The organism is Myxococcus sp. CA005, from assembly GCF_006518205.1.
Taxonomy (GTDB): Bacteria; Myxococcota; Myxococcia; order Myxococcales; family Myxococcaceae; genus Myxococcus; species Myxococcus xanthus.
In genome coordinates this window covers 1-23,692 of record NZ_SRLV01000034.1, presented here as the reverse complement: position 1 = coordinate 23,692, position 23,692 = coordinate 1, and the positions used below count along the sequence as shown (strand labels likewise).

The window sequence follows — 23,692 nt, the reverse complement described above, 5'->3', positions numbered from 1 at the left end:
AGGTTCACCTTGCCGCGCATGAGCCACGTCGAGGCGTCGCTGCCGGACCATGCCCGCGCCATCATCGCCGAGGAAGAGGCCTTGCTGGCCCGTGTTCAGTCCACGCTGGAAGCCGCGCGGCGCAAGTCCGCACGCGGACAGGACGCCCAGGGACTTGTCGCCCAGTTGCAGGTGCTGCGGGACGACGCCTCCACCGCGGCCGTGGCCGACCTGCCGCACATCTTCGCGCAGATGAACCAGATGCGCTCCCTCCTGGAACGTCAGGAGGGAGTGAAGCTTCCCGACCCACAGGCCCCCTACTTCGCGCACCTGCGCCTCAATGGCGAAGGCGGCCCGCGCGACTACCTGCTGGGCCGCACCACGTTCGCGGACGTGGGCGCCGGTGTGCGCGTCATCGACTGGCGCTTCGCCCCCGTGGCCCGTGTCTTCTATTGCTACGAGGAAGGCGACGACTACGAGGAGTACTTCGGTGAGCGGCTCGCCGAGGGCAGCGTGGAGACGCGCCGGCTGGTCATCATCGAGCGCGGCGTGTTGACGCGCATCATCTCCGGCGCGCTGGTGCTGGAGCGCCTGGCGGACGGTACATGGCGCAGCGTGAGCCGCGACTTCGCCACGCTCCAGTCGGGCGGCGCGGGGACGGCGGCGCGGCCGGAGTTCCTGGGCACCGGCAAGGGCGCGCGGCGCATCGAGGATGCCTTTGGCGTCACCGCCATGCTGGACGCCGAGCAGTACGAGGCCCTCAGCACCGGCCCGGACCGGCCGCTGCTGGTGCTGGGCAGCGCGGGCAGTGGGAAGACGACCGTGGCGCTGCACCGGCTGGCGAAGCTGGCCTTCGACGACCCGAGGACGTTCCCCCAGGCCCGCATGAAGCTCATCGTCCCGGAAGAAGGGCTGGCGCGGCTGTCCCGCCGGCTGCTGGCGCCGCTGGGCCTGGGCAACGTGGCCGTGCAGACGCGGGATGCCTGGCTGCTCGCCACCGCGCGCTCCGCCTTCAACGTGCCCGGCATCAAGCTGTGGAATGACACGCCGCCGCTGGTGTCCCGCCTCAAGCGCCACCCCACCCTGCGGCGCGCGTTGGCCGCCCGGGTGGGCGTGCCAAAGACAGACGCGGGCACCACGCTGGAGCGGTTGCGCACGCGGATGGCGGACGCATACATGGACCGGCGCTTCTTGGAGAGCGTGGTCACCGCCGCCAAGGGCGAGATTCCTCGCACCGCCATCGACGAGACGCTGGAGCACACGCGCCTCCAGCTCGCCACGCCGCTGTCCAAGGTGCTCAAGGACATCACCGACGCGGAGCGGCTCATCACCGTGGATGGGCGCTCCATCGAGGACGACACGCCGGACGCCATGGCCGGCACCGTGGACCTGGACGACCTGCCCGTCCTGATGTTCCTCAAGGCCCAGCACACCTCGCTGGGCCTGGAGCGGCTGGCGCACGTGGTGCTCGACGAGGCCGAGGACTTCTCCCTCTTCGAGCTCTTCGCCGTCCGCCAACTGCTGGGCAAGGGCAAGAGCTGCACGCTGGCGGGCGACGAGATGCAGCAGACGGACGCGGGCTTCGCGGGCTGGCCCGCCGTCCTCAACGAGCTCAACATCCGTGACGCCGCCACCTGCCGGCTTCAGGTCTCCTACCGGTGCCCCCGGCCCGTGGTGGAGCTGGCGCGGCAGGTGCTGGGCGCGCAGGCCCCGGAGGCCGCCGCCACCGGCCGCGCGGGCGCTCCGGTGGGCTTCCACCACTTCCCCGACGAGGCCCAGGCCCAGCTCTTCATCGGCGAGGCGCTCCGGGACCTCGTCGCCCGCGAGCCCCACGCCTCCGTGGGCGTCATCGCCAGCAGCCCAGAGTCCGCGCAGGCCATCTACCGCGTCGTCGCCGACCAGCGCTGGGCGCGGCTGGTGAGCGACGGCGAGTTCACCTTCGAGCCCGGCGTGGACGTCACCGACGTGGGCAGCGTGAAGGGCCTGGAGTTCGACTACGTCATCCTCCCGGACGCGACGGCGCGGGCCTACCCGGTGGACGACGAGTCACGCCGCCGCCTGCACGTGGCGGTGACGCGCACCTCCCATCAGCTCTGGGTGGTGTCCTCCGGCGTCCGCTCGCACCTGGTCACGCAGGGTGGCGCGGCAGCTCCACGATGAAGGTGGAGCCCTGGCCGGGCACGCTCTCCACGAGGATGCGACCCTCCATGGCGTCCACAATCTGCTTCACGATCCACAGGCCCAGCCCCAGTCCGCCGTAGTGCCGCTCGCTGGCCAGCCGCTCGAAGCGCTGGAAGAGACGCGCGCGCCCCTCCGGCGGAATGCCCACGCCCTGGTCCTTCACCGACAGACAGGCGCGCGACGCATCCGCCCCCACCCGCACTTCAATGGGGCGGCCCCGGCCGTACTTGATGGCGTTGGAGAGCAGGTTCTGCAGCACCTGCTCCAGCCGCAGCCGGTCCCAATGGCCGGTGGCGGCGCCCCCCGCCTCCAAGTGCAGCGCGCAGCCCGCGCGTGCCAGGTCCTCGGTGAAGCGGGGCACCACCTCGCGGGTGAGCGCGGCCAGGTCCAGGTCCTCGCGCTCCAGCCGCAGCCGCCCCGCGGTGATGCGGGACACGTCCAGCAGCTCGCGCACCAGGCTCGACAGGCGGGAGACCTGCCGCTGCACCGCCACCACCTTCGTGGAGAGCGCCTCCGGTGACGCGGGGCCATTGCTGGCGCGCGGCTCCATGTCGCGCCGCAACGCCTGGATGTTGAGCATGAGCGAGGTCAGCGGCGTGTTGAGCTCGTGAGATGCCACGGACAGGAACGAGTCCCGGGCGCGCACGGCCTCCTGCGCCTCCGTGTAGAGCCGACCGTTGTCCAGCGAGGTGGCGGCGCGCCGGGCCAGGTCTTCCGCCAGCCGCACGTCCGCCTCCGTGTATCTGCGCCGGGACTCCGAATTGAGCAGCGTGAGCGCCCCCAGCACCCGGCCCCGGCTGATGAGCGGGACGATGATGTACGCGCTGATGCCCAGCGCCTCCACGTCCCGCCGGTACGCCGAGCTGCCCCCCTGGGCGGCGGCGAGCATGGCGGGAAAGTCCGGGGTGAACTCGGTGACGCCAGTACGCAGCACCTTGCCGATACCCGCCGCGTCCTCCAGGCGAATGGGATAGCGCGTCTGGAAGTCCTGCGCGGGCGCCACCATCTCCTGTCTGGAGAAGGCGGCGGCGGCGCGGCGCACCTGCCCATCCGGCATGGGGAGGTCCACCGAGCACGCGTCTCCCAGGATGGGAACGGCGAGGTGGGCCATGCGCTGCAGGATGAGGTCGTGCTCCAGGGACGACGCCAGCACCTCGCTGGCCTGCGCCAGGAAGGCCGCGTGCCGCTGCGCCCGGCGCATCTCGTCGTAGAGGGCCCGAAGCGTCGCCTCCTGCTTCTTCTCCGCGCTGATGTCCCGCGAGAACAGGACGACCCGCTCATGGACGCGAAACAGCCGTTTCACGAACCAGCGGTCCTGGGGCTCGGCGTGGCGTTCGAACTCGGCGGATTCGCCCGTCCGGACCACCTGGCGGAAGCGCTCCTGAAAGGAACGTTCCGTCCACTCCGGGTGCAGCTCCCAGAGCCTCCGGCCGAGCAGCTCCTGGCGCGGCCGGCCCAGGTGCCGCTCCAGGGAGGGATTCACATGGACACAGACTGCGTCCAGCGAGCAGACCACGACCGCTTCCGGCATCTGGTCCAGCAGGGCGGTATCCAGCCCGCTGGTGTCCGACCCGCCGTGGCTGGCGCCATCAGGGTCCTGTCCGGTCGAGAGTGAGTCCACGCGGTCGGTGTGAGAACGGGCCAAGGCGATGTACCTGCCGCTTAACATTTCCGCCGCGCCCACCGCACCGTCACGCGCCGGAAATCTGCAAGGCAGCCGACATTCTCGCCGCTCGGGGAAACGCCCTTTCCCACCCCGTGGCGTGCCGGGCGCGCCCGCGAAGGCACTGTCCGGAGGTGGACAGTCTCCTCGCCCGCCCGGGAGCGCGCTCAGGGCGACTGGAGGCCCTGGCGCCAGGCCTCGCGGCGGCGCTCCTGGGCTTCCCGCCGGTCCAGCGCGTCCTGCTCCTGCGCCGGCAGCTCCGCCAGCCGCGTGCGGTGCATGTTGATGCTCAGCTCGTAGAGCCCGCGGTCCCGCTCCGGCAGCACGTCACCGAACCGGGACAACACCTCGGTGGAGAAGGTGATGAAGTCCTCGGACACCTGACGGCGGTGGCCGTAGTACTCGCGAATCTGCTCCACCGTGGCATCGGCGGACAGCACCTTGCCGTAGAGCTCATTCCAGCGGCGGGACTCCGCTTCGCGGCGCTCCAGCTCCGCCGGGTCCTGCGTGGGCGCGCCCATCCGCCAGTAGAGGTTGTCGGGCAGCTTCGCGCGAATCACCTGCAGGTCCACCGGGTGCACCTTCGGCGCGTTTTCGTCCGGCACTTCCTCGGGCGGCCGCGTCAGGTCCAACGGCGGCGGCGTGGCCTGCGGAGGAGGCGGCGGCGTGCGCGCCACGGAAGCCGGCGCCAGGGGCGTGGCGGCCTGCTCGATGACGGCGGGCGACCCCGGCGTCACCGGCTCCGGGTCCTGGCGAAGCGCGTACACCAGCGCCGCCACCACGAGACCCGTCGCCACGACAAGGCCGGGCAGGCCCTTCCTCCATGCATTCACGGCCATGCAGCTCCGAATACCGCGCACGGAGTGGGCGCGGCAACCTCCCACCGCGAGATAGCGCAACGCACCACATCAGATGCCGCAATGCGTCGCATCCTTGGCGCAATGCAGCACCCGCGTCCCTCTCGTCGGAAACGTGAAACAACCACAATCCTCCTGACGCGGATGCAACGCCATTGTATACACGGATTTCCCAACTAAACCCGGAGGTCCCCGAATGAAGAACCTGGTCCTGGCTGGACTCACGGCCGCCGCGCTCGTGCCCGCAGCCGCACGCGCGGAGGTGGTGATGTCCTCCATCGTCGACGTGCTGGTGGACGGTGGTAACAACTACAACTGGCAGAAGGTGGAGCTGCCGGGAACCAAGTGTGGCAATGGCTCCCAGTTCAAGTTCTGGGTGCATCGCACGGGTTCGCCCAACCTGATGTTCCTGTTCGAAGGTGGCGGCGCGTGCTGGGATTACGACACGTGTAGCGGCCGCGCGGGCCTGCTGGGCGCCGCCAATCCGAACGGCATCGCCGACGACTACATCACCCAGTTCACGGCCAAGTATGTGTCGCCGCTCGTCAACGGTGCAGACCCGGGCCTGCCGGGGCGCAGCAAGACGGACCTGGTGACGAAGGGTTGGAACATCGTCTACGTGCCGTACTGCACCGGTGACGTGCACGTGGGCAACAACGTGGCCACCTACGTCGATTCGACGGGGCAGAACCCGCCGCTGACGTGGCACCACAGCGGCTACACCAACACGCTGGCGGTGGCGAACTACGCGAAGACGCAGTTCCCCAACGTCCAGAAGATGCTGATGACGGGCTACAGCGCGGGTGGCACGGCGACGGCGGCCGGCTACTACTTCCTGCGCAAGGCCATCAACCCGGCGCGTGGCTACCTGCTCAACGACTCCGGCCCCATCTTCCTGGCGCCCAATGCGAACTTCCGCTCGCGCGCGCTGCACGACAAGATTCGCCAGTCGTGGGACCTGAACTCCGTCTTCTCCCTGCTGCCGGGCACGTTCAGCCAGAGCGACTTCGGCACCATCAACCGCATGGTGGCGCAGGAGTTCCCCAACGACCAGCTGGCCTACACGGGCTACTCGCGCGACTACAACTACTCGCGCTTCTCGTATGACCGCTTCCACTCGCCCAACGACAAGGAGTCCGTGCTGGGCTACTGGAAGCAGGACCAGGACGCGCTGGTCACCGAGCTGAACAAGTACAACAACTTCAGCTATTTCATCCCGCACGAGCGCGCCATCAACTCCAGCCACTGCAGCACCATCATCACCTTCATCGGCGCGCACGCCTGCCAGCAGATGGAGAAGAAGCGCTACTGGTACGAGTACCTCGAGTTCCCGTGGAGCCAGACGTACAAGTGCTACAGCGAGTTCGTGGGCATGGACACGTTCCTGTCGCGGTGGATCAACGGCAACCAGCGCGTCCGCATCTACGAGCCCGCCAACGGCTACAACGCCGAGGACCCGGGCATGCAGATTGTGGCCCCGCTCATCAACGGCGCGCTGGGCGGGTAGTCAGCCTCTGACGCCGGGCCTGGCCCGGTGACGCCACACCTGGAGCGGGACGTCGGGGATTCCCGGCGTCCCGCTTCGCCGTTTCAGGCGCCGGGCGAATGGCGCCTCCCCTGCCGCTGGCCACGCGGCCCGTGGGGCGATAGACGAAGCCACGCCATGGACAACCTCACCCACGGACTGCTCGGGCTCGCCATTGGCGCCATGCGCAAGCCCGACGTGCGCCCCGGCGCCCCGGAGCGCGCCTCACCCACGGACCGCGCGGTGCTGGTGGCGTCGGTGCTCGCCGCGGAGCTGCCGGACCTGGACACCCTGCTGGCACGCGGCGACGCGGTGACGGTGGCGCTCCAGGCCCACCGGGGGCTGTCCCACGCGCTCGTCGCCGCGCCGCTGGTGGCGCTCACCGCCACGCTGGCCGCCCGCGCCCTGTTTCGCGGCGCGCGGCTGGCGCCCGTGTTCCTCACCAGCCTGGCCTCCGTCGTCTTCGCGCACCTCCTGCCCGACTTGTGGACGGGCTGGGGGACGCGGGTGCTGCTGCCCTTCTCCGACAGCCGCCTGAGCCTGGACTGGACGATGGTGGTGGACCCCTGGGTGACGCTGCCGCTGCTCGCCGGAGCCATCCTGGCCTGGCGCCGGCGCGCGGACTGGCGGCGGACGCTGCTGTGGAGCGCGGCCTGCTCCGTGGCGTACGTGGGCTTCCGCGTGGCCACCTGGGCGGTGCTGACGCAGCGGGTGGAGGCGGCCTACCCCGCCGCGCAGGCGGTGCGCGTCTTTCCCCTGCCCTTCTCCGTGAGCACGTGGCGTTACGTGGCCACGCTGCCCGGTGACGTGTTCGCCGCGGGAGAGGTCCCCCTGGCGGGTCCGCCCTCGGAGGCCCGGCGCGCGGAAGCCACCGGAAGCACGCTGCCGGAGCACGTACAGGCCGTGCCGACGGTGCGCGAGGCGCTCGCCTGGGCCCGCTTCCCACTCGTCCACATGGAGCCGCTGGCCGAAGGAGGCCAGAAGGTGCGCATCGCCGACCTGCGCTACCACCTGCGCGGCGAGCCGACGCTGGCCTTCGTCATCCACCTGGACGCGTCCAACGCGGTGACCCACGCGCAGTTGGAACGCGGCGGCAGCGCCAGCGAGCTGCTGCGCAAGTGGCGCAGCGCGGACACCGCGGCGCCCTGAAGAAACACGAAGGCCCCGGCGGAGGCGCGTAGCACCCACCGGGGCCCGGACTTCAAGCCCGAGCGCCGCTCAGGTGAGGCCCGGCAGCTCCCCCGTGTAGTCGGGGTGGCCGAACGTATTCACATTCACGCCGAAGGCCCGGGCAATGGAGACCAGCAGCTTGTTGTGCGCCACGGCGCCACTCAGCCGCGTGCCGGGGCCCGCCCAGCCGCCCAGCGGGTTGGAGCCCGCGGGGCGCACGCGCAGGAAGCGGCCCATGCGGAAGCGTCCCCCCGCCCCGCCCGCGAGCACGGTGGGGACGCGCACGTTCATGTGGCCGGACGCGTCGCCCAGCTCGTTGCCCCAGTAGATGAGCGTGTTGTCCAGCGCGGTGCCGCTGCCCTCCGGGATGGAGGCCAGCTGCGTCATCAGGTAGGCCAACTGCTCGGCGTACCAGCGCTGAACCTGCACCATCTTCCCGCGGATGGTGGTCCGGCGGGGCTCCTCCTGCACGTCGAGCAGGTGGGCGATGTCGTTGTGCGTGTCCTCGTGGATGCCCAGCCAGGGCATGGACGGCCCCGGAATCGTCATGGTGACGACGCGCGTCAGGTCACACGCAAAGGCGCGCGCGATGAGGTCCATGTGCAGCCGCGTCAGCGTCGGCATGTTGTTGAGGTTGCCCAGGCCGCCCAAACCGTAGGACGGCGGCGCGGCGCCACCACCGCAAGCGGCCTCGCCGGACTGCTGCTTGGGGAGCGGCGTCGGATCCACGGCCAGCGCCCCCAGACGCCGCTCGATGTCGCGCAGCGCCTCCAGGTGCGTCTCCAGCTTCTGGCGCTCGGCGCCCGCCAGGCGGTTGCGCAGGCGCGTGGCGTCCTTCATCAGGAAGTCCAGCAGGCTCTTGCGGCGCGCCCGGTTGCTCGCCACCTGCGCCGGGTCGGCGGTCGGCGAGGGCGCGTCACCGAAGAGGCGCTGGTACACGTTGGCCGGGTCGCGCTCGAAGGGGACGCGCGAGCCGTTCGCAGTGAAGCTGATGCTGTTGTAGACGTGCTGGCCGCCGAACTGCTCCCAGGCGTTGAGCTGCAGGGAGCGGAAGCGCGTGCCACCACCGATGTGGTTGCCCAGCACCTGGTCCAGCGAGGCGCTCTCCGGCAGGTGGTCCCCGCTGCCGGTGTTGACCTTGCTTCCGGTGAGGAACGTCACCGGGCCGCCTTCATGGCCCGTCAGGCCCTGCTCGTAGAGGACCTGATAATCCAGGCCGTCCAGCACCAGGAGCCTGTCCCGGTGCGGCTGGAGCGGCGCGAGCATGGAGTCGGGGAAGTCGAGCGTGAAGTTCGTCTCCGAGCCCTGGGGATTCCAGAGCTCCGGGAGGCAGCCGTGCGAGGTGAACAGGGCCACGAAGCGCAGCGGCGGCGCGGTGCCCTGGGCGTAGGCGTCGGTGGTGCCGAGCAGGTTGGCCAAGGGGAGCGCCGCCGTCGAGCCGGCCAGCGCCTGGAGCAGGGAGCGTCGGGAAAGTTCGCGGAGCATGGGGGCTACTCGGGGGAAGAGGTACGCCGGTGGACGAAATACGGGGAGCGCACGAGGCCAACGAGCGCCTCACCCATGCGCCACTCCGGGTTGGCCCGGAACATGGACCGCATGTCGGCCAGCATGTGCTCGTCGACGGGGGATTCGTCACGTCCCATGGCGAAGCGGAAGAGCTGGAGCGGCACGCAGTCCCCCACGTCGTCGCTGGTCGCCAGCACGCGCGCCAGCGCCGCGGCGCCCGTGAAGGGGATCGTCCCCGTGGAGAGTTCCACGGCTCCGGAGGCATCCACCGTCAGGCCGTTCTCCACCGTGCGGTGCTTGCCCAGGCCGTCGAAGTCCTCGAAGCCGAAGCCGATTGGGTCCAGGGTCCGGTGGCAGCCCGCGCACGTCGGGTTGTTGGTGTGGGCGGCGAAGCGGTCGCGCGTGGTGCGGTCCAGCACCGGCTCCGGCGGGATGATGGAGATGGTCGCCGGCGGCGGCGGCACCTCGCGGCACAGCAGGCGGTGCATGATGAACTTGCCCCGGCGGATGGGCGAGCTGGAGTCGAAGAGCGCGTAGGTGGCCAGCACGCTGGCGTGGGTGAGGATGCCCGCGCGCTCGGCCGGCAGCGGCAACCGGCCCAGCGTGCCGTCCGGCATGGAGGGCTGGGTGCCGTAGAAGTACGCCATGCGCGCGTCGGCGTAGGTGTAGTCGGCGTTGAGCAACTCGCGGACGGAGCCGTTGCGCTCCTTCAGGATGTGGTTGATGAAGGCCTTCGTCTCCGCCTGGCTGGAGACCTTGAAGGCCGCGCTGAAGACCGGGAACACCTGGTTGTTCTTGGTGAGGTTGGCCTGGCCGGTGATGCCCAGCCACTCCTCGACGAAGCGGTACAGGTGCCGCTGCGCCGCGGGCGTGGCCAGCAGCCGGCGGGCGTGCTTCTCACGCTCGTCCGGAGAGTCGAGTTGGCCCGCCTCGGCCGCGGCCATCAGCTCCGCGTCGGCGGGGCCGGCGGTGATGGCGAAGGCCAGCGCGGTGGCGACTTCATTCGGCGTCATCCGCACCACCTGATTGGCGCCGGCACCCTCCGCGCCCAGCTCGGTGCGGTACAGGAAGGACGCCGAGGAGAAGATGCCCTGGAGCACCATGCGGGCCCCGGTGCCTGGGTCCGTCCCCCTGCTCGATTCCTGCCACAGCACCAGGAAGTCGGCGACCTCTTCGTCGGTGACGGGCCGGCGGTAGGCGTGCGAGGCGATGCCGCGGATGAACTTCTCCGCGCACTCCGAATCCGGAACGCCCGCCGCGCATGTCCAGTCCGCGCGCAGTTGGACCTTGCCGTACTCCGCGAGGTTGTTCGCGGCCACGTCAATCTGGTCCGCCAGCAAGGACGTGACCTGCAGCCGGTCATGGGTGGAGAACCCGAGGATGGTGTCCTCCGGCGCGAAGGCGTACGTCATCACCAGCGGCACCGTCGTGGGGAAGATGGCATTGACGCTGTTGTCGTACTCCGCACGCGTCATGCGCCGCACACGCGTCGCCGAAGCCTCGTCGACTTCAGGAGGCGCCCCCCCTGGCGGGGTTTTGTCGGAAGAGCACGACGCTGCTGACAGCAGCAAGGCCGCGGAAACAGAGAAACGGAAGAGTCGCATACGCAAGGCACCCTCGGACCAGCCACCCCCAGATTGGCCCCCTCTGAAGTGCTGGCTGGCGGACGATTCTAACCGCTTCACCAACACGGTCCGTCACGATTCTAGCGCGGCGCTTCAGCGCCCCTGAGCGTCCAGGCGAACTGCGGGATTGCGCTGGGATTGGCTTCAAACGCCAGTGAATGCAAGGATTGCAGAATAAACTGGCCATACAATCGCCTACGTTGCCACTGTTTGCCTTCTGGGTGAGAGAGGACTCTGGGTGCGCGCTCACACCGCGTTGACATCAGCGCGCGCGGTGCTCCACGCCCTCCGGCCCCGCCACCACCAGGTCCGTGGCGAGGTTCAGGAACAAGCCGTGGCCCATGATTCCCGCGCGCGCGCCCAGGCTCGCGGCCAGCGCCGCGGGCGCGTCGATGGGGCCGAAGGCGCAGTCGAGCACGAGGTTGCCCTGGTCCGTGAGGAAGGGCTCGCCGCCAGCGCCCTGCCGGACGGTGACGCGCGCGCCAAGCGATTCGAGGAACCGCGCCTGGGAGCGCCAACCGAAGGACATCACCTCCACCGGCACCGGCCAGTGCGTGCCCAGCACGGGGGAGAGCTTTCCCGCGTCCACCACGATGACGACGCGCCGGCTTGCTTGCGCGACGATCTTCTCGCGCAGCAGCGCGCCACCTCCGCCCTTGATGAGCGACAGGTCCGGCGCCACTTCGTCCGCGCCGTCGAGGGTGACGTCCAGCACGGGGTGCGCGTCCAACGTCGACACGGGCACGCCCAGCGAGCGAGCCAGCGCCTCCGTGGCGCGCGAGGTGGGCACGCCCACGATGTCCAGAAGCCGTCCCTGCGCGCGCAGCGCGGCCAGCCGCTGGACGGCGAAGGCCGCGGTGCTGCCCGTGCCCAGGCCCACCACCATGCCCGGCTGGAGGAAGCCGTCCACCGCCCATTCGGCGGCCGCTTGTTTGTAGCGGGCCGTCGCCGCGCCGTCGCCCTGCTGGCTCATGGCGGAAGCGTAGCGCGGCGGCGCGCGGTGGCTGATGTCCCCGCGCGACGATGTCCCGTGCTGGACGGCGAATGGCTCAGAGGCCCTTGGAGTCCCCTCGGGGCCCCCATGGACCCGGCTCATCCGGCAACGCGGCGCCATCCAGGAAGCGGTACAGCACCGCGTCGTAGCCCCCCGCGCTGGGGAAGCTGGACGTCTGCCCCAAGGTGTAGCCCACCAGATAGACGGAGCCGTCCTCCGCGGTGGCCACGCCCTGGCCACGGTCCGCCGACGTGGAGCCCACCTGCCGGAAATCCAGCCACGTGCCGCGGCTGTCGTAGGTGGCCAGGAACATGTCGGTGCTCCCGAGCAACGGTTCGCCGCCCATGGCGCCGGAGGTGAATCCCGCCAGGTAGACACGGCCCTCCTTGCCCACCGCCACGGACTGCGCGTAGTCGGTGGTCGCCGTGCCAATCTGCCGCGTCCAATGCCAGTTGCCTTGGGTGTCGTACTTCACCAGCACGGCGTCATAGGAGCCCAGGCGGGTGCTCCCCTCCAGCGCGCCCGACGTGTAGCCCGACACGTAGACGCCGCCGTCGTCCGCCACCGCGACGCCGGTGCCGAACTCGTCATGCGAGGAGCCGAGCTGGCGAATCCACTGCGGCTCGCCCAGGACGCTGTACTTCGCCAGGAACAGGTCCACCGTGTTGCCCGGGTTCGTCACGCCGTCGAAGCTGCCGTAGGTGTAGCCCGTGACATAGACGTCCTCGTTGGGGCTCACGGCCACGCCCAGCGCCACGTCACTGCGCGCGGAGCCGAACTGGCGCAGCCAGTAGGGATTGCCGCCCGTGTCGAACTTGGCCACCACCACGTCGTAGTTGCCTTGCGGCGCCGAGCCATCGAAGCGCCCCAGTGAGTAGCCACTGACGAAGACCACGTCATGCGACGCCAGCCGCGTGGCGGCGATGCCCGTGGCGTAGTCATCCGTGGCGGTGCCGAACTGCCGGACCCACTGGAAGGCCCCCTTCGCGTCGTACTTCGCCACGAACAAGTCCGTGCCGCCGGCGTTCTCGTAGAAGCTGAAGCTGCCCCACGTGTAGCCCGCGACGTAGACGTTGCCGGATTCATCCGCGGACACCGCGAGCGCACGGTCATTCGCGGATGTTCCCAGTTGCCGCGTCCACAGCAGCGCGCCCGAGGCGTCGTACTTCGAAACGTAGGCGTCCTGTCCCCCCGCCGAGGGCTCCGCGCCGAGCTGCCCACTGGTGTAGCCCGCCGTATAGACGGCGTCGCCGGAGGTGGTGACGGCCTGTGCCAGTTCGTCCTGCGGGCCGCCGGACTGGTGCACCCAACTGGTGACCTGCTGCAACGGAGGCGCCTTCGCGATTGAGGCCCCGGGAAGACTCAGCAGCGCCCATCCACCCAGGACTCCGCACGCGCTCCACCGCTGCCAACGACGAACCATGGGCGACTCCTCGGGATGAAAATCTCTGCCCGCACTCTACGCAGCCAGCAGGCGTTGAGAATCCCGAACGACGACGTCCCTGGTAGGGAAACATGTGACGCGGCGTGTTGGCACCGCGTCACTTGAGACTGCGCGTGAAACACAAACCCGGCTACTCCGGATTAGAGGTTCCAGGTCCCACGAACCCCGAGCATGAGCAAGCCATAGGGGCCATCACCCACCTGCTCCAGCGGCGTCTCCTGCGTGAGATTGACGGCGGGGATGTTCACCGTCGAGGTGCCGCTGCGCGTGGTGTAGCGGGCATACGTGCCCGTCAGGTACGGGCCGAACGACAGCGAATCCGACAGCCGCCACTTGCCGCCGAGGGTCAGGTTCACGAATTCAGGGCCGCGCGACTGGCTGTCAATCTCCACCGTTCCGGGCGCGGGCTGGGTGATGGGACCGGAGACCTTGTTGTTGAGCAGGACCATGCCCACGCCCAGCCCCACGAAGGGGTCGAACGAGGCGTCCGGCGCGAAGTGATACTGCACGTGAGGACCGAAGCGGATTTGCGACGTGGAGCAGTCGTAGCCTTCCGGGCACGTGTACGGGTTCGTCTTCGTCAGCACGTGCGAGTACTGGCCGAACGCGCCCACGTACCAGCGCGAGTTGACGCGGTAGCCCGCCTCCAGCAGGAAGGCGATGCCACCATTGGCCGCGTCGCTGAGCTTCAGGTCGCGGACCTGCCGGTCCAGCCCCGCACCCTCCCGGTAGACGTAGCCGGCGCCCACCTGGAAGCCGACACCCACGGTGAGCTCCAGGCCCCTGCGCTCATCCCGCGCGGAGGACTCCAGCGCCTGCGCCTCCTCCTGCGCGCTCGCGCTCGTGGAGGCCAGCAGTGACACCACAGCCAGGGCCCTAGACAGCTTTCCCGTCATATTCCCCTCCGTCGAGGTGGGTGCGCTCGGAGCACCTCACTGTGAGGGACTGTAGGGCGGCTCTCACACCCGGCATAAGGCGCGCTGCGTCATGCGTCATGAAGCAGCCAGCCCAGCGCAGAGGACGCGGCACGAGCACAGAGAACTGCCTGCATCTGTCTGAAGATTGCACAATGTCGGGCATGAACGTCACGTTGGAGCATGCCCGCGCCCTGGACGCCCTCGCCCGCCATGGCACCTTCACTGCCGCGGCGGAGGCCCTGCGAAAGGGACACACGGCGGTGATGTACGCGCTGCGCACGCTCGAGGCGCAGACGGAGCTGACGCTGCTCGACCGGCGCGGCTACCGCACCCGGCTGACGCCCGCCGGGGAACGGATTCTGGAGCACTGCCGCAAGCTGCTGGCCGCCGAGCGCGAGTTGGAGGCCGCGTGCGCGGAGATTCGCGCTGGCTGGGAGCCCGCGCTGCGCATCGTCTTCGACGGCATCTTCCCCGCCGAGCCCCTGCTGCGCGTGCTGAAGGAATTGCGCGCCGAGGGCGCCAGCACCCGCTTCCACGTCTCCGCGGAGTTCCTCTCCGGCGTGGAGGCGGCCTTCGTGCGCGAGGAGGCGAACCTGATGGTGACGCTGCTGCCGCCCACCGTGCCGGGCCTGCGCACGTACCGCCTGCCGGAGCTCAAGGCCATCCTGGTGGCCCACCGGGGCCATCCCCTGGCCCGGCGGCGGGGACCGTTGAAGGACGAGGATCTGGCCGAGCACCTGGTGCTCACGGTGCGCGGCTCGGACCCTCGGCTCCAGCTCAGCACCGGCGAGCTGGAGGCACGCTCCACGGTGCATCTCAATGACTTCGCGGCGAAGAAGGCGGCCATCCTGGAGGGGCTGGGCTTCGGGTGGCTGCCCGAATACATGGCCACCCGCGAGCTGCGCCGGGGCGAGCTGAAGGCCCTGAAGCTGGCGGGTGACGCCACCCACGCATTCCGCCCCCAGCTCCACCACCACTCGGGCATCCCCCTGGGGCGGGCCGCCCGCCGAATCGTGCAAGCGCTCACGGAGACGGAATCCACCTCTTGAGTGCGCCTGGAATCAGCGCCGGGTGCGCGTGCTAGCTTCGCGCACATCATGAAAGGCAGTGACCTCCGGGAAGGCGTCGTTCGCGTGTTGAGCCGGGATCGGCAGCGCGTCCTCGGGACAGGGTTCCTCGTCACGGAGCGCCTGGTGGTGACGTGCTGGCACGTGCTCGACACGCTCAGCGACAGCGAGCGCGACGCCATCTGCCTGGAGGTGCTGCAAAGCCACGAGAAGGCCACGGCGCGGCTGCGGCTCGATGCATCGAGCCCCACGGAGGTGGCGGACCTCGCGGTGCTGACGCTGACGCGCCCGCTCCGAGGGCCGTCCACGCCGCTGCCCCTGGGCAGTGCGGAGCGGAGCGCGGACCACCGCTTCGCCACGTTCGGATTTCCACGGGGCTTCGATGACACGGGCACGTGGGCCCGCGGCACCATCGGCTACGCGACGGGGGACGGCGACTTTCGCAAGCTGCTGCTGCACGGCTCGGATATCCGGGAGGGCTTCAGCGGCGCGCCCCTCTTCGATGAGCAGACGCGGCGCGTGGTGGGGGTGGTGCGCTTCAAGGCCGTGGCCTCGGAGGCGCGGGAGGCGTACGCGACGCCCACGGAGCAGCTGCTCGCGCGCTGTCCGGAGCTGCGTGCTTCGGAGGACTGCCCCTACCGGGACCTGGCGTCGTTCCGTGAATCGGACGCGCGGTTCTGGAAGGGACGCGGGCGGGTGCTGGACGAACAATTGCTGCCGCTGCTCGCGAGGCTGCCCCGATTCGTGGAGGTCTCTGGCCCTTCGGGCAGTGGCAAGTCGTCGCTGCTCCACGCGGGGCTGATTCCCGCGCTGCGGGACGGAACGTTCATTCCGGGCAGCCAGCACTGGGACGTCCGGGCCCTGCGCCCGGGGCTGGAGCCATTCGCCGCGCTGGATGGCGCGGGCCTGCCCGCTGGAGAGGGGTTGGTCGCGCGCGTCCAGGCGTGGCGGGCCGCGAATCCGGAGCCAGGGAAGCGGCTGGTGCTGGTCATCGACTCGTTGGAGGACGTGCTCCTTCGCGGAAGCAGCGCGGAGCTGGCGCAACAGCAACGATTCCTCCAGCAGCTCTCCGCGCTCGCGGATGAGTCTCTGCCAGTGACGTGCGTGGTGGCGCTGCGCGAGGGCTTCGACGCGGTGCTGTCCGAGCGCGCGCCGAGGCTGCGCACCTTGCTCGGTGAGCACCGGGTGCAGGTGCCATCGGTGCTGACGCCCTCGGAGCTGCGGGACATCATCGCCGGCCCGGCCCGGGAGGTGGGCCTGCGCTTCGACCCACCCGAGGTGGTGGACTCCATCGCCCTCGCCGCGCAGGAGGAGTTCCGCGCGGAGTCCGGCGCGGGCGCTCGCGTCACCGTGCTTCCGTTGCTGGAGGTCGCGCTGACGCAGTTGTGGCAGGCGTCGCGGGATGGCGCGATGACCTTGGAGGCATTCAACGCCAGCGCGGGGCTGCTCGGTTCGCTGGCACGCTGGGCGGACAGTGTCTACGAACCGCTGAAGCCCTCGGAACGCCTGCTGGCGAACCGGCTGCTGCTGGAGCTGGTGCAGTTGGGTGAGGCGGACAGCGGACTGGAGGACAAGGGGCGCCGAGTACCGCTGGAGGTGCTGCGCGGGCGCCTGGGTGAGCAGGCCGAGGTGGACGCGGTGCTCCAGGTGCTCGTCAACGGACGGCTCCTGGTGACGGCCCAGGACGGGCACCGGCAACGGGAGACGGTGGAGCTGATTCACGACGCGCTCCTCACGCACTGGCAGCGCTTCGTGAAGCTGCGCACCGAGGACCGGGCCTTCCGCCGCTGGCACGAAGCCGTGCAGGCCGACGCGGAGCGCTGGTGGGAAGCGGAGCGCGCTCAGCAGCGCCAGGAGGCCGAGCACCGTCTGCTGCGAGGCGAGGCGCTCACCCGCGCGCAGGCGATGGTCACGCTCCATCCGTACCAAACGAGCGCGCTGGCCCAACGGTACGTCCTACGGGGCCAAGAAGCGGAGCGGAGCCGGTACGGGCGGGCACGGCGAAACCTGTGGCTCGCCCTGGGTGCATCCGTCAGCGCGCTGGTGGGCGTGAGCGGGTTCTACCTCCGGGCGGTGGATTCCGAGAAGCAGGCCGTGGCCGCGAAGAATGCGGCGGAAATTGCCGTGACCGCCGAGGCCGCGACCTCGAAACAGCTCTCCCTGCAGTTGCGCATCTCCCAAGCCGATTCCGTGGTGAGCCTGTCGCGCAGCCCTGGCCGCGAGGTGGAGGCACTCACGCAGGCCATCCAACTCGCGGGAAGCCCGCCGACAGGCGCGGACGCAGCCCAGGACGAAGTGACCCAAGCGCTGACCGAGGCCATCGCCGCGTTCCTCTACTCGGCCCCCCTGTCCACGGAGCTCGAGGCGCGCACCGTCGGCGCGTTCTCTCCAGACTCACGTCATCTCCTCACACGAGGCGTCGTGCTGACTCCGTCCATGCGGTTCGTCAGCCGGCTCTGGGACGTCCGCACCGCCAGCCTGCTGCGCGAGTTCGAGTCCGTCGACCTGTGCCCGAAAGGCGCGCTCGTGGAATGCACGGACGCGCTGTACGCCGACATTTCAGGGGAGGACACCCACGCCTTTGGCTTCTCGCCTGGAGATGGAACGCTTTGGCTGGGAGGGCGCCGAGGCACCCTGTTCAGGTGGAGCCACCAGGGCGCTGTGCCCTCCATTCCGGATGCCCACCAGGACAGGATTACAGCCATTTCGTTCTCGGACAGCGGCGACCGCGTGCTGTCCGCCAGTCGCGACCGCACGGTGAAGCTCTGGGATGCGAACACCGGACGGACATTGCGCGAGCTGACCTTCCAGGAGCCCTGCACCCAGGCAGTGCTGTCGGGCGACTCGCGTTACGCATGGGTGGGCGGTGAAGAACTGACGTGCCTCTACGACCTGACCTCCGATGCGCGCCTCATCCGGTGCATCACGACGCATGACCCGGGCCCCTCGGTCGCCTTCTCCCCTTCGAGCAGGCTTGCCGTGCTCGGCGACCGGCGCGGCGAGGTCAGCCTCCGTCTGCTGGAGCTGCCCTCTGGCCAGGACCTTCATCGCCCGCTCACGAAACTCGAAGGGCACGCGCTCATGCCGTCCTTCGAAGACGAATGCAGCCTCTCGGCCTTCGACGACACCTTCTCCTCGGCGCTCACCGTGCGCTTCTGTGACAGTGGGCCTGGCAACGCCACCGGAAGCGCGGCATCCCCGCGGATGCGAACACGCTGGAGGCCCATTCCCCTCCATGGACGCCTCTTCGAGAACGGGCGGCGCGCCGTCGATTTCGCCGAAAATCCCGTGGGCGCCCATCCCTTCATCCGGGTTCCCCAGGCAACCCTGCGCTGGATGTTTCGCCAGGGGCCTTTGGAGTCCCGGGCGGAGCGGGCCCTGGTCGCGCCGGATGGACGCACGCTCCTCGCCCAGGCCGAACCCGGCCTCACGCGGAAGACCATCGATATCTCCACCTGGAACGAGTACGTGCCGGGCGGCTTCGCCGTGTCCAAGGACCTGCGTTGGATGGTGGTGAGGGAGCCGCAAAGCGGCCAGCTCTCACTCGTCGACAGGGAGAGCTCGAGCCAGACAGCACTGGGCGCGTGTGACGTCGAAGGCGTGTATCCGCCCCTGGAGGGCGCCTTCTCTCACGACGGCCAGTTCCTCGCCGTCCGCTGCGGCGTGAACGTCCGGTTCTGGGACGTGGCGCAGGCGAATCGTGGACCGCGCACACAGCCGCCGCCCATCGAAGCAGGAATCAACCTGACCTCCCTCCCCGCGCACTGGCGATGGCGGCACGTCACCCCCACGGAGGACCACGCCACCGAGAGCTTCCTGGCGTCGCCTCGCACCCGTGCGCACCTCCAGCGGACCGAGGTGCCTGGCGATGGCGCATGTCAGACGCAGAGGACGTTCTCCCAGAGCGCCCTCGTCGAGTTCGCCCCCAGCGGCAGATACTTCGCGATTGGGGACGAACGCTCCGTCTACCTGGGCTCCGCCCGAGACTGCCGGCTGACGCGGGAAGCACCTCTGGCCGCCTCTGCGATAACATCCCAGGGCGCCTCGTTTTCACCGGACGGCGAGCGTTTCGTCACCATCTCCAACGTGCCCGAGTCCTCCGCGATCTGGGAAAGCGCCACGGGGACGAAGCTGGCGCCACTGCCCACGAGCCTGGGAGCCGTCGTCATGGCGTTCTCACCGGACTCCAAGTACTTCGCGGTCGCCAACCATCCCGACGTCTACTGGATGGGACAGGCCTACCTCCTCGACGCCACCAACGGCGAGAAGAAGCCCCTGGCGGCCATCGACGGGAAGGTCAAGGCGCTCTCCTTCTCTCCTGATACGTCGCGGCTCGTCGCGGTGACAGACGATGCCATCCACCTCTTCGACCCGAACTCAGGCGCGCTCGTGCGCAGAATCGACGTGAGCACGGATATCCACGTGAAGGTCCGCCATGCACAAGCGCGCTTCGGTGTCTCGGACACGTCGGGCAAGCTCCACTTCTGGCGAACCTCCGATGGCCGGCACGTGGCCGAGCTGCACCAGGGCTACCGCTCCGGCCTGGAGATGGAGCCCGATGAGGAGGGCACGCGCATCGCCACCTTCGACTCGGACGGAGCCTATGTCTTCTCGCTCCGGCCGGACGACCTGCTGCGACAGGCCTGCGCGCTCATGCGCGGACGGCGCGAGTACGCACCGGTCCAGTCCATCTGCGACACCTTCCTTCTCCCAGCGGTCCCCCTGGCGGACCTGCAGACGCCGTGAGGCACAACGTCTCCATGAGCGCCACCCAGCAAGGCCGTGAGCCGTTGCACCGGGCACTCCGCACCCTCCGCGACCTGTCGAAGGTCCGCGAGGCGCTGCACCCTGAGGGCGTGGAGGCGCTCGTCGCCACGCACTTTCCCCCCTCCTGGCGCGTGCCCACCTCCGTCGTCGGCAAGGTGACTGCCGACGCCCTGCGCGACGAACTCCGTGACTTGCTGGCGACGGGCGCGCAGGTCCTCGCGCGGCTGGAGCATTCGAGGGAGGACACGCCCCTCTCCGAAACCGAGCAGACGGCGCTGGAAACAGTCGTCGCCTTCTTCGGACGCCCTGCCCTCGCCATCCGGAACGGCAGCTTCGGTGCGCCGCCCGTGGGGTGGGAGATGTTGGAGCAACACCGCGAGCACATCGAGCGAACCATCGACGCCACCGGGCGCATCGAGCTGGCCGGAAGCGGCATGCTCGGCACGGGCTTCCTGGTGACCGATGAGCTGGTGATGACCAACCGTCACGTCGCGCAGCACTTCTGCCGGCGGGCGACGGACAAGTGGGTGCTGCGGCTCGGCGTGGTGCCTCGGGTGGACTGGCTGGGGGAGCATCAGCGCGATGCCCAGGCCACCTTCCCCATCCAAGGCGTCGCGGCGGTTCACGCCGTGCATGACCTGGCGCTGCTGCGACTGGGGGCTCCCAAGGGGGCGGTGCTGCGTCCCGCCCCGCTGCGGCTCGCCACCCAAGCACCGGACGCGACAGACTCCCGCGCCTTGTACTGCGTGGGCTACCCGATGAAGGACCACAGCCGGACGCCGCCCGAGGTGCTGCTGCGCATCTTCGAGGACGCCTTCGGCGTGAAGCGACTCCAGCCAGGAGAGCTGCTCTCGCTCGACCCGGCCCGGCAGCAGCTCTCCCATGACTGCTCCACGTTGGGAGGCAGCTCCGGCTCGCCCATCGTCGAGTTGGAGACGCACGCAGTGCTCGGCCTGCACTTCGGTGGCACCCGGCAGGAGAACCACGCCGTCGCGCTGTGGCAACTGGCGGACGACCCGCTGCTGAGCCGCGCGGGCGTCCGCTTCACCACGCCGTGAGGGCCGTTACTGGGTCACCACGCCGCAGTCGCCCGTCATGTTCGTGGCCGGCTGTCCATTCACCGTGTTGCCAGTGAAGACGTTGTCGCGGGTGATGACCAGTTCGCCCGTATTCGACCCACGGTTGCAGGTGATGACACCTCCGGCCCCGCCCCGGTTGTTCACGAAGCGGTTGCCTCGCATGACGACGGTTCGCGACCCGCCGATGTCCTCCAACTGGACGGCCGCGCCGGGGCCCAGCGGGATGAAGTTGCCGTCGAACACGTTGCCCTCCAGCAGGTCATTGTCCGGCTGGAAGTAGTGGATGGCGGCACCACCGCCCAGGTCAAAGATGCCCTGGGGGTTGGGCCACGTGAGGATGGGCCGGTCCCAGAGGTCGCTCGTCAGCGAGCCTCCGAAGGCCTGCACGAAGTTGCCCCGGAACGTGTTGCCGCGCAGCACCGTGTTGCGACCGTGGGTGATGCACACCGCTCCACCGCCGGCCATCGAATAGGTGCCCGGCTGTGCGAAGCGGTCGATTTCACGGATGCGGTTGTTCTCGAAGATGGTTTTTTCCACCCGCGAGCCGTCGGTGAACATCAGGTCCAACGCGCCGCAGTTGGCGGAGGACTCGTTGTCACGGAACACCGAGCCCGTAATCGTCACCGCCCCCGGGTAGTAGACCCACAGCGCGGCACGCGTCCAATCGCGGTCGCTGTTGTATTGGTTCTTGCGCACCTTCTCGAAAATCGTGTGCTCGAACACCGGGTCGCCCGAGCCCACGGAGTTGGCACCGTAGAAGTTCATCCCCCACCAGCCATGGGGGTTGGTGGACGTCAGCAGCACGGGCGCATCCGCCGTGCCCCGGATCTGGATGGCGCCGTACACGCGGACCTCCACGCGGCCCGCCTGGTGGTTCATCACATTGTCGGGGGCGTCCGAATCCACGTCCCGCTCCGACACCTCCGGCCGACCACGGAAGTCCAGGATGACGCCCGGCCCCACCGTCAGCACCTGCCCGTGGGGAATGGTGACGACCCCGTTTGAATCCCCCTCCACCCGGTACGGCGAGCCCTCCACCGTGAGCCGTCCCGTCAACGTCCCCCTGACAATCGTGCCGCCATCCTCGGGGACCTCGATGTCCGGACCCGCGTCCGGCGTGCCCGCGTCGCCGTCACTGCCCGCATCCGTGCCGCTGTCCGGCGTGCCTGCATCCGCGCCGCCGTCCAGCACGCCCGCGTCCTCTCCGGGAGCGGGCCTGTCATCCGGCCCCGACGAACAGGCAGCAAGCACCAGGACCACGGGGAGCGCGAACAGCGAGCGCGGGAAGCGGGAGGCTTTCATGTCCCGTCGCGCTAACACGCGCTGCTGGCGGCTCGCAAACCGGGTCCGGACGACCCGGGGACTCATCGCTGGGAGGGACGCGGGTGCCCTGTTACAAGCGCGCGCATGGCGAAAGACGTCCTCGTACTCTCTTACTCGGGCTGCGGCACCTGCAAGAAGGCACTGAAGTGGTTGCAGGAGCAAGGTATTGCCCACCAGGTGCGCCCCATCGTCGAGATGCCGCCCACCGTGGCGGAGCTGAAGCAATGGATTGCGCGCAGCGGTGTCTCTGTCCGCAAGTGGCTCAACACCAGCGGCCAGAGCTACCGCGCGCTCGGCAAGGCGAAGGTGGATGCCGCCAGCGACGCGGAGTTGGTCGAGTGGCTGGCCGCGGATGGGAAGCTGGTGAAGCGCCCCGTGCTCGTCACCGGTGACACCGTCCTCGTGGGCTTCAAGCCCGAGGCCTACGAGCAGCACTTCGCTTCGCGCGGCTGAGCCCCGCCAGCAAGGCAGGCAACCTGGCGAGCCCACGGCGGGCCGCCTCTCGCCGACCGGGGCGTCGAGTGCAGACTTCATGTCTTCTCATGGAGACTGGCTCACGACGCCCGCTCGGCGAGATTCTCCTGGAACAGGGAGTGCTCAACCGCGCCCAGCTCCGGGTGGGACTGGTGCATCACCATGAGGTGCATGTCCCGCTCGGGCGGGCGCTGGTGCGAGAGGGCCTCTGCTCCGGAGCCGACGTGCTTCGCGGACTCGCCGAGCAGTTCGGCGTGGACGCGGTGGACCTGGAACGGACCCCGCCAGACTCCAGGCGGCTGAACCACATCCCCGCTCGCGTGGCGCGCCAGTATCGGGTCGTCCCGCTGCGCATCGATAAGGTGCTGCTGGACCAGGGCGAGCGAGAGGTACTCCACATCGCGCTGCCCGCCCCCGTGTCGTTGGATGCGGTGGACGCCGTCCGCGCCGTGTCCGGAATGCCACGCGTCGAAGCGCACATCGCCTCGGACGCGGCGCTGGCCCGTGCGCTGGCGGACCTCTATGGCATCGAGACGCCCGCCGAGCCGCCCATGCCCCCCTCACTCGCGCCCGGGGGCCCCCTGCTGCTCTATGGCTGGTCGCCCGTCACGGCAGTGCTCATCACCCGGCTGCTGGCGAGGAACGGCCTCCAGGCCCGCACCGCCACCCCCTTGGAGGTGCTGCACACCGGGCCGGAGGACGTCGTGCTCGCGCCCCTCCAGGCCATGGAGGGCCTGCTGGCCGGGGAGGTCCACATCAAGGGCGCCCTCATCGTCCACGGCAGCGATGACGAGAGCTTCGACCGGGTCCGCGAGCTCGGCGCACGCGGCTTCCTGGCCAGCCCCCGGGACGAGGAGCTCCTGCTGCGCGCCGTCCGCCGGCTGAGGCCCCACCCGGGCTCGCCCGACTCGGCCCCACCCTCGCACTGAATCCCACCTGGACGCCCATGGGGCTCTATTCGCGCGCGGAGTGGGACGAAGACTCACCCAGTTCGAGAAAAATCCGGGCCTCGATTCTCAAAAAATGAAGGGACGAGGCAACTGGGGAATCGGTTCACGGACAATGGGGACAGATGGCGTCCTTCCGGGCGCCCCCGAATCTCGCTGGAGCCCCCATGTCCC

The 23,692-nt window shown here is 69.5% G+C and carries 16 protein-coding genes; 8 read left to right on the top strand and 8 right to left on the bottom strand.

Annotation, left to right across the window (positions count from 1 at the left end; translation table 11 throughout):
• Nucleotides 1–18: 18 nt before the first annotated feature.
• Nucleotides 19–2,139, top strand: a complete 2,121-nt coding sequence (locus FMQ63_RS17065) for an ATP-binding domain-containing protein (protein WP_011555440.1) — start codon at nucleotides 19–21, stop codon at nucleotides 2,137–2,139.
• Here FMQ63_RS17065 and FMQ63_RS17060 read toward each other — a convergent pair.
• Both FMQ63_RS17060 and FMQ63_RS17055 read right to left on the bottom strand, forming a co-directional pair.
• Entirely contained in the window at nucleotides 2,108–3,781 is a 1,674-nt protein-coding gene (locus tag FMQ63_RS17060) for a PAS domain-containing sensor histidine kinase (protein WP_228556441.1), read from the bottom strand. The genes FMQ63_RS17065 and FMQ63_RS17060 overlap by 32 nt on opposite strands.
• A 209-nt stretch (nucleotides 3,782–3,990) precedes the next feature.
• Complete coding sequence (locus FMQ63_RS17055) at nucleotides 3,991–4,620, bottom strand: hypothetical protein (protein WP_228556440.1); 630 nt, start codon at nucleotides 4,618–4,620, stop codon at nucleotides 3,991–3,993.
• Between the two features lie 256 nt (nucleotides 4,621–4,876).
• On the opposite strand from FMQ63_RS17055, the gene FMQ63_RS17050 reads away from it, so the two are divergent.
• Together FMQ63_RS17050 and FMQ63_RS17045 are read left to right on the top strand one after the other, a co-directional pair.
• Nucleotides 4,877–6,187: a pectin acetylesterase-family hydrolase gene (locus tag FMQ63_RS17050; protein WP_011555443.1), complete on the top strand. Its 1,311-nt coding sequence runs from the start codon at nucleotides 4,877–4,879 to the stop codon at nucleotides 6,185–6,187.
• Nucleotides 6,188–6,343: 156 nt separating this feature from the next.
• On the top strand, nucleotides 6,344–7,354 hold the full coding sequence (locus FMQ63_RS17045; RefSeq protein WP_011555444.1) for a metal-dependent hydrolase: 1,011 nt from the start codon (nucleotides 6,344–6,346) through the stop codon (nucleotides 7,352–7,354).
• A gap of 69 nt (nucleotides 7,355–7,423) precedes the next feature.
• On the opposite strand, the gene FMQ63_RS17040 is transcribed toward FMQ63_RS17045, so the two are convergent.
• The 5 genes from FMQ63_RS17040 to FMQ63_RS17020 form a co-directional block, all read right to left on the bottom strand.
• Nucleotides 7,424–8,860, bottom strand: coding sequence for a DUF1552 domain-containing protein (locus tag FMQ63_RS17040; protein ID WP_011555445.1), 1,437 nt, complete (start codon nucleotides 8,858–8,860; stop codon nucleotides 7,424–7,426).
• 5 nt (nucleotides 8,861–8,865) lie between these two features.
• A complete protein-coding gene (locus FMQ63_RS17035) occupies nucleotides 8,866–10,356 on the bottom strand; it encodes a DUF1592 domain-containing protein (protein WP_228556439.1) in 1,491 nt (496 codons plus the stop codon).
• 412 nt (nucleotides 10,357–10,768) lie between these two features.
• The gene (rpiA, locus tag FMQ63_RS17030; protein ID WP_011555447.1) at nucleotides 10,769–11,479 is read right to left on the bottom strand and encodes a ribose-5-phosphate isomerase RpiA; all 711 of its coding nucleotides are present in this window, start codon (nucleotides 11,477–11,479) and stop codon (nucleotides 10,769–10,771) included.
• Between the two features lie 76 nt (nucleotides 11,480–11,555).
• The gene (locus tag FMQ63_RS17025) at nucleotides 11,556–12,923 is read right to left on the bottom strand and encodes an SBBP repeat-containing protein (protein ID WP_225909450.1); all 1,368 of its coding nucleotides are present in this window, start codon (nucleotides 12,921–12,923) and stop codon (nucleotides 11,556–11,558) included.
• Between the two features lie 161 nt (nucleotides 12,924–13,084).
• Nucleotides 13,085–13,840: an outer membrane beta-barrel protein gene (locus FMQ63_RS17020; RefSeq protein ID WP_011555449.1), complete on the bottom strand. Its 756-nt coding sequence runs from the start codon at nucleotides 13,838–13,840 to the stop codon at nucleotides 13,085–13,087.
• Between the two features lie 182 nt (nucleotides 13,841–14,022).
• Between FMQ63_RS17020 and FMQ63_RS17015 the strand changes: the two genes are divergently transcribed.
• Genes FMQ63_RS17015 through FMQ63_RS17005 form a run of 3 tightly spaced genes read left to right on the top strand, consistent with a single transcriptional unit; the run spans nucleotide 14,023 to nucleotide 20,753 of the window.
• A complete protein-coding gene (locus FMQ63_RS17015; protein ID WP_225909451.1) occupies nucleotides 14,023–14,910 on the top strand; it encodes a LysR family transcriptional regulator in 888 nt (295 codons plus the stop codon).
• A gap of 48 nt (nucleotides 14,911–14,958) precedes the next feature.
• Nucleotides 14,959–19,674, top strand: a complete 4,716-nt coding sequence (locus FMQ63_RS17010; protein ID WP_216609061.1) for a trypsin-like peptidase domain-containing protein — start codon at nucleotides 14,959–14,961, stop codon at nucleotides 19,672–19,674.
• Between the two features lie 14 nt (nucleotides 19,675–19,688).
• On the top strand, nucleotides 19,689–20,753 hold the full coding sequence (locus FMQ63_RS17005) for a serine protease (protein WP_020477853.1): 1,065 nt from the start codon (nucleotides 19,689–19,691) through the stop codon (nucleotides 20,751–20,753).
• Between the two features lie 6 nt (nucleotides 20,754–20,759).
• Here the strand turns inward: FMQ63_RS17005 and FMQ63_RS17000 are convergent, their stop codons facing one another.
• The gene (locus FMQ63_RS17000; RefSeq protein ID WP_011555453.1) at nucleotides 20,760–22,076 is read right to left on the bottom strand and encodes a right-handed parallel beta-helix repeat-containing protein; all 1,317 of its coding nucleotides are present in this window, start codon (nucleotides 22,074–22,076) and stop codon (nucleotides 20,760–20,762) included.
• A 105-nt stretch (nucleotides 22,077–22,181) separates the two neighbouring features.
• Here FMQ63_RS17000 and FMQ63_RS16995 point away from each other — a divergent pair, with 105 nt between their 5' ends.
• Both FMQ63_RS16995 and FMQ63_RS16990 read left to right on the top strand, forming a co-directional pair.
• Nucleotides 22,182–22,550, top strand: coding sequence for an arsenate reductase family protein (locus tag FMQ63_RS16995; RefSeq protein WP_011555454.1), 369 nt, complete (start codon nucleotides 22,182–22,184; stop codon nucleotides 22,548–22,550).
• A gap of 89 nt (nucleotides 22,551–22,639) precedes the next feature.
• A complete protein-coding gene (locus FMQ63_RS16990) occupies nucleotides 22,640–23,500 on the top strand; it encodes a general secretion pathway protein GspE (protein WP_216609060.1) in 861 nt (286 codons plus the stop codon).
• The last annotated feature ends 192 nt before the right edge of the window (nucleotides 23,501–23,692 follow it).

Coding starts and splice junctions, on each gene's coding strand:
- FMQ63_RS17065 (WP_011555440.1), top strand. CDS start 19: ATGAGCCACGTCGAGGCGTCGCTGCCGGACCATGCCCGCGCCATCATC.
- FMQ63_RS17050 (WP_011555443.1), top strand. CDS start 4,877: ATGAAGAACCTGGTCCTGGCTGGACTCACGGCCGCCGCGCTCGTGCCC.
- FMQ63_RS17045 (WP_011555444.1), top strand. CDS start 6,344: ATGGACAACCTCACCCACGGACTGCTCGGGCTCGCCATTGGCGCCATG.
- FMQ63_RS17040 (WP_011555445.1), bottom strand. CDS start 8,860: ATGCTCCGCGAACTTTCCCGACGCTCCCTGCTCCAGGCGCTGGCCGGC.
- FMQ63_RS17035 (WP_228556439.1), bottom strand. CDS start 10,356: ATGACGCGTGCGGAGTACGACAACAGCGTCAATGCCATCTTCCCCACG.
- rpiA (WP_011555447.1), bottom strand. CDS start 11,479: ATGAGCCAGCAGGGCGACGGCGCGGCGACGGCCCGCTACAAACAAGCG.
- FMQ63_RS17025 (WP_225909450.1), bottom strand. CDS start 12,923: ATGGTTCGTCGTTGGCAGCGGTGGAGCGCGTGCGGAGTCCTGGGTGGA.
- FMQ63_RS17020 (WP_011555449.1), bottom strand. CDS start 13,840: ATGACGGGAAAGCTGTCTAGGGCCCTGGCTGTGGTGTCACTGCTGGCC.
- FMQ63_RS17015 (WP_225909451.1), top strand. CDS start 14,023: ATGAACGTCACGTTGGAGCATGCCCGCGCCCTGGACGCCCTCGCCCGC.
- FMQ63_RS17010 (WP_216609061.1), top strand. CDS start 14,959: ATGAAAGGCAGTGACCTCCGGGAAGGCGTCGTTCGCGTGTTGAGCCGG.
- FMQ63_RS17005 (WP_020477853.1), top strand. CDS start 19,689: ATGAGCGCCACCCAGCAAGGCCGTGAGCCGTTGCACCGGGCACTCCGC.
- FMQ63_RS17000 (WP_011555453.1), bottom strand. CDS start 22,076: ATGAAAGCCTCCCGCTTCCCGCGCTCGCTGTTCGCGCTCCCCGTGGTC.
- FMQ63_RS16995 (WP_011555454.1), top strand. CDS start 22,182: ATGGCGAAAGACGTCCTCGTACTCTCTTACTCGGGCTGCGGCACCTGC.
- FMQ63_RS16990 (WP_216609060.1), top strand. CDS start 22,640: ATGGAGACTGGCTCACGACGCCCGCTCGGCGAGATTCTCCTGGAACAG.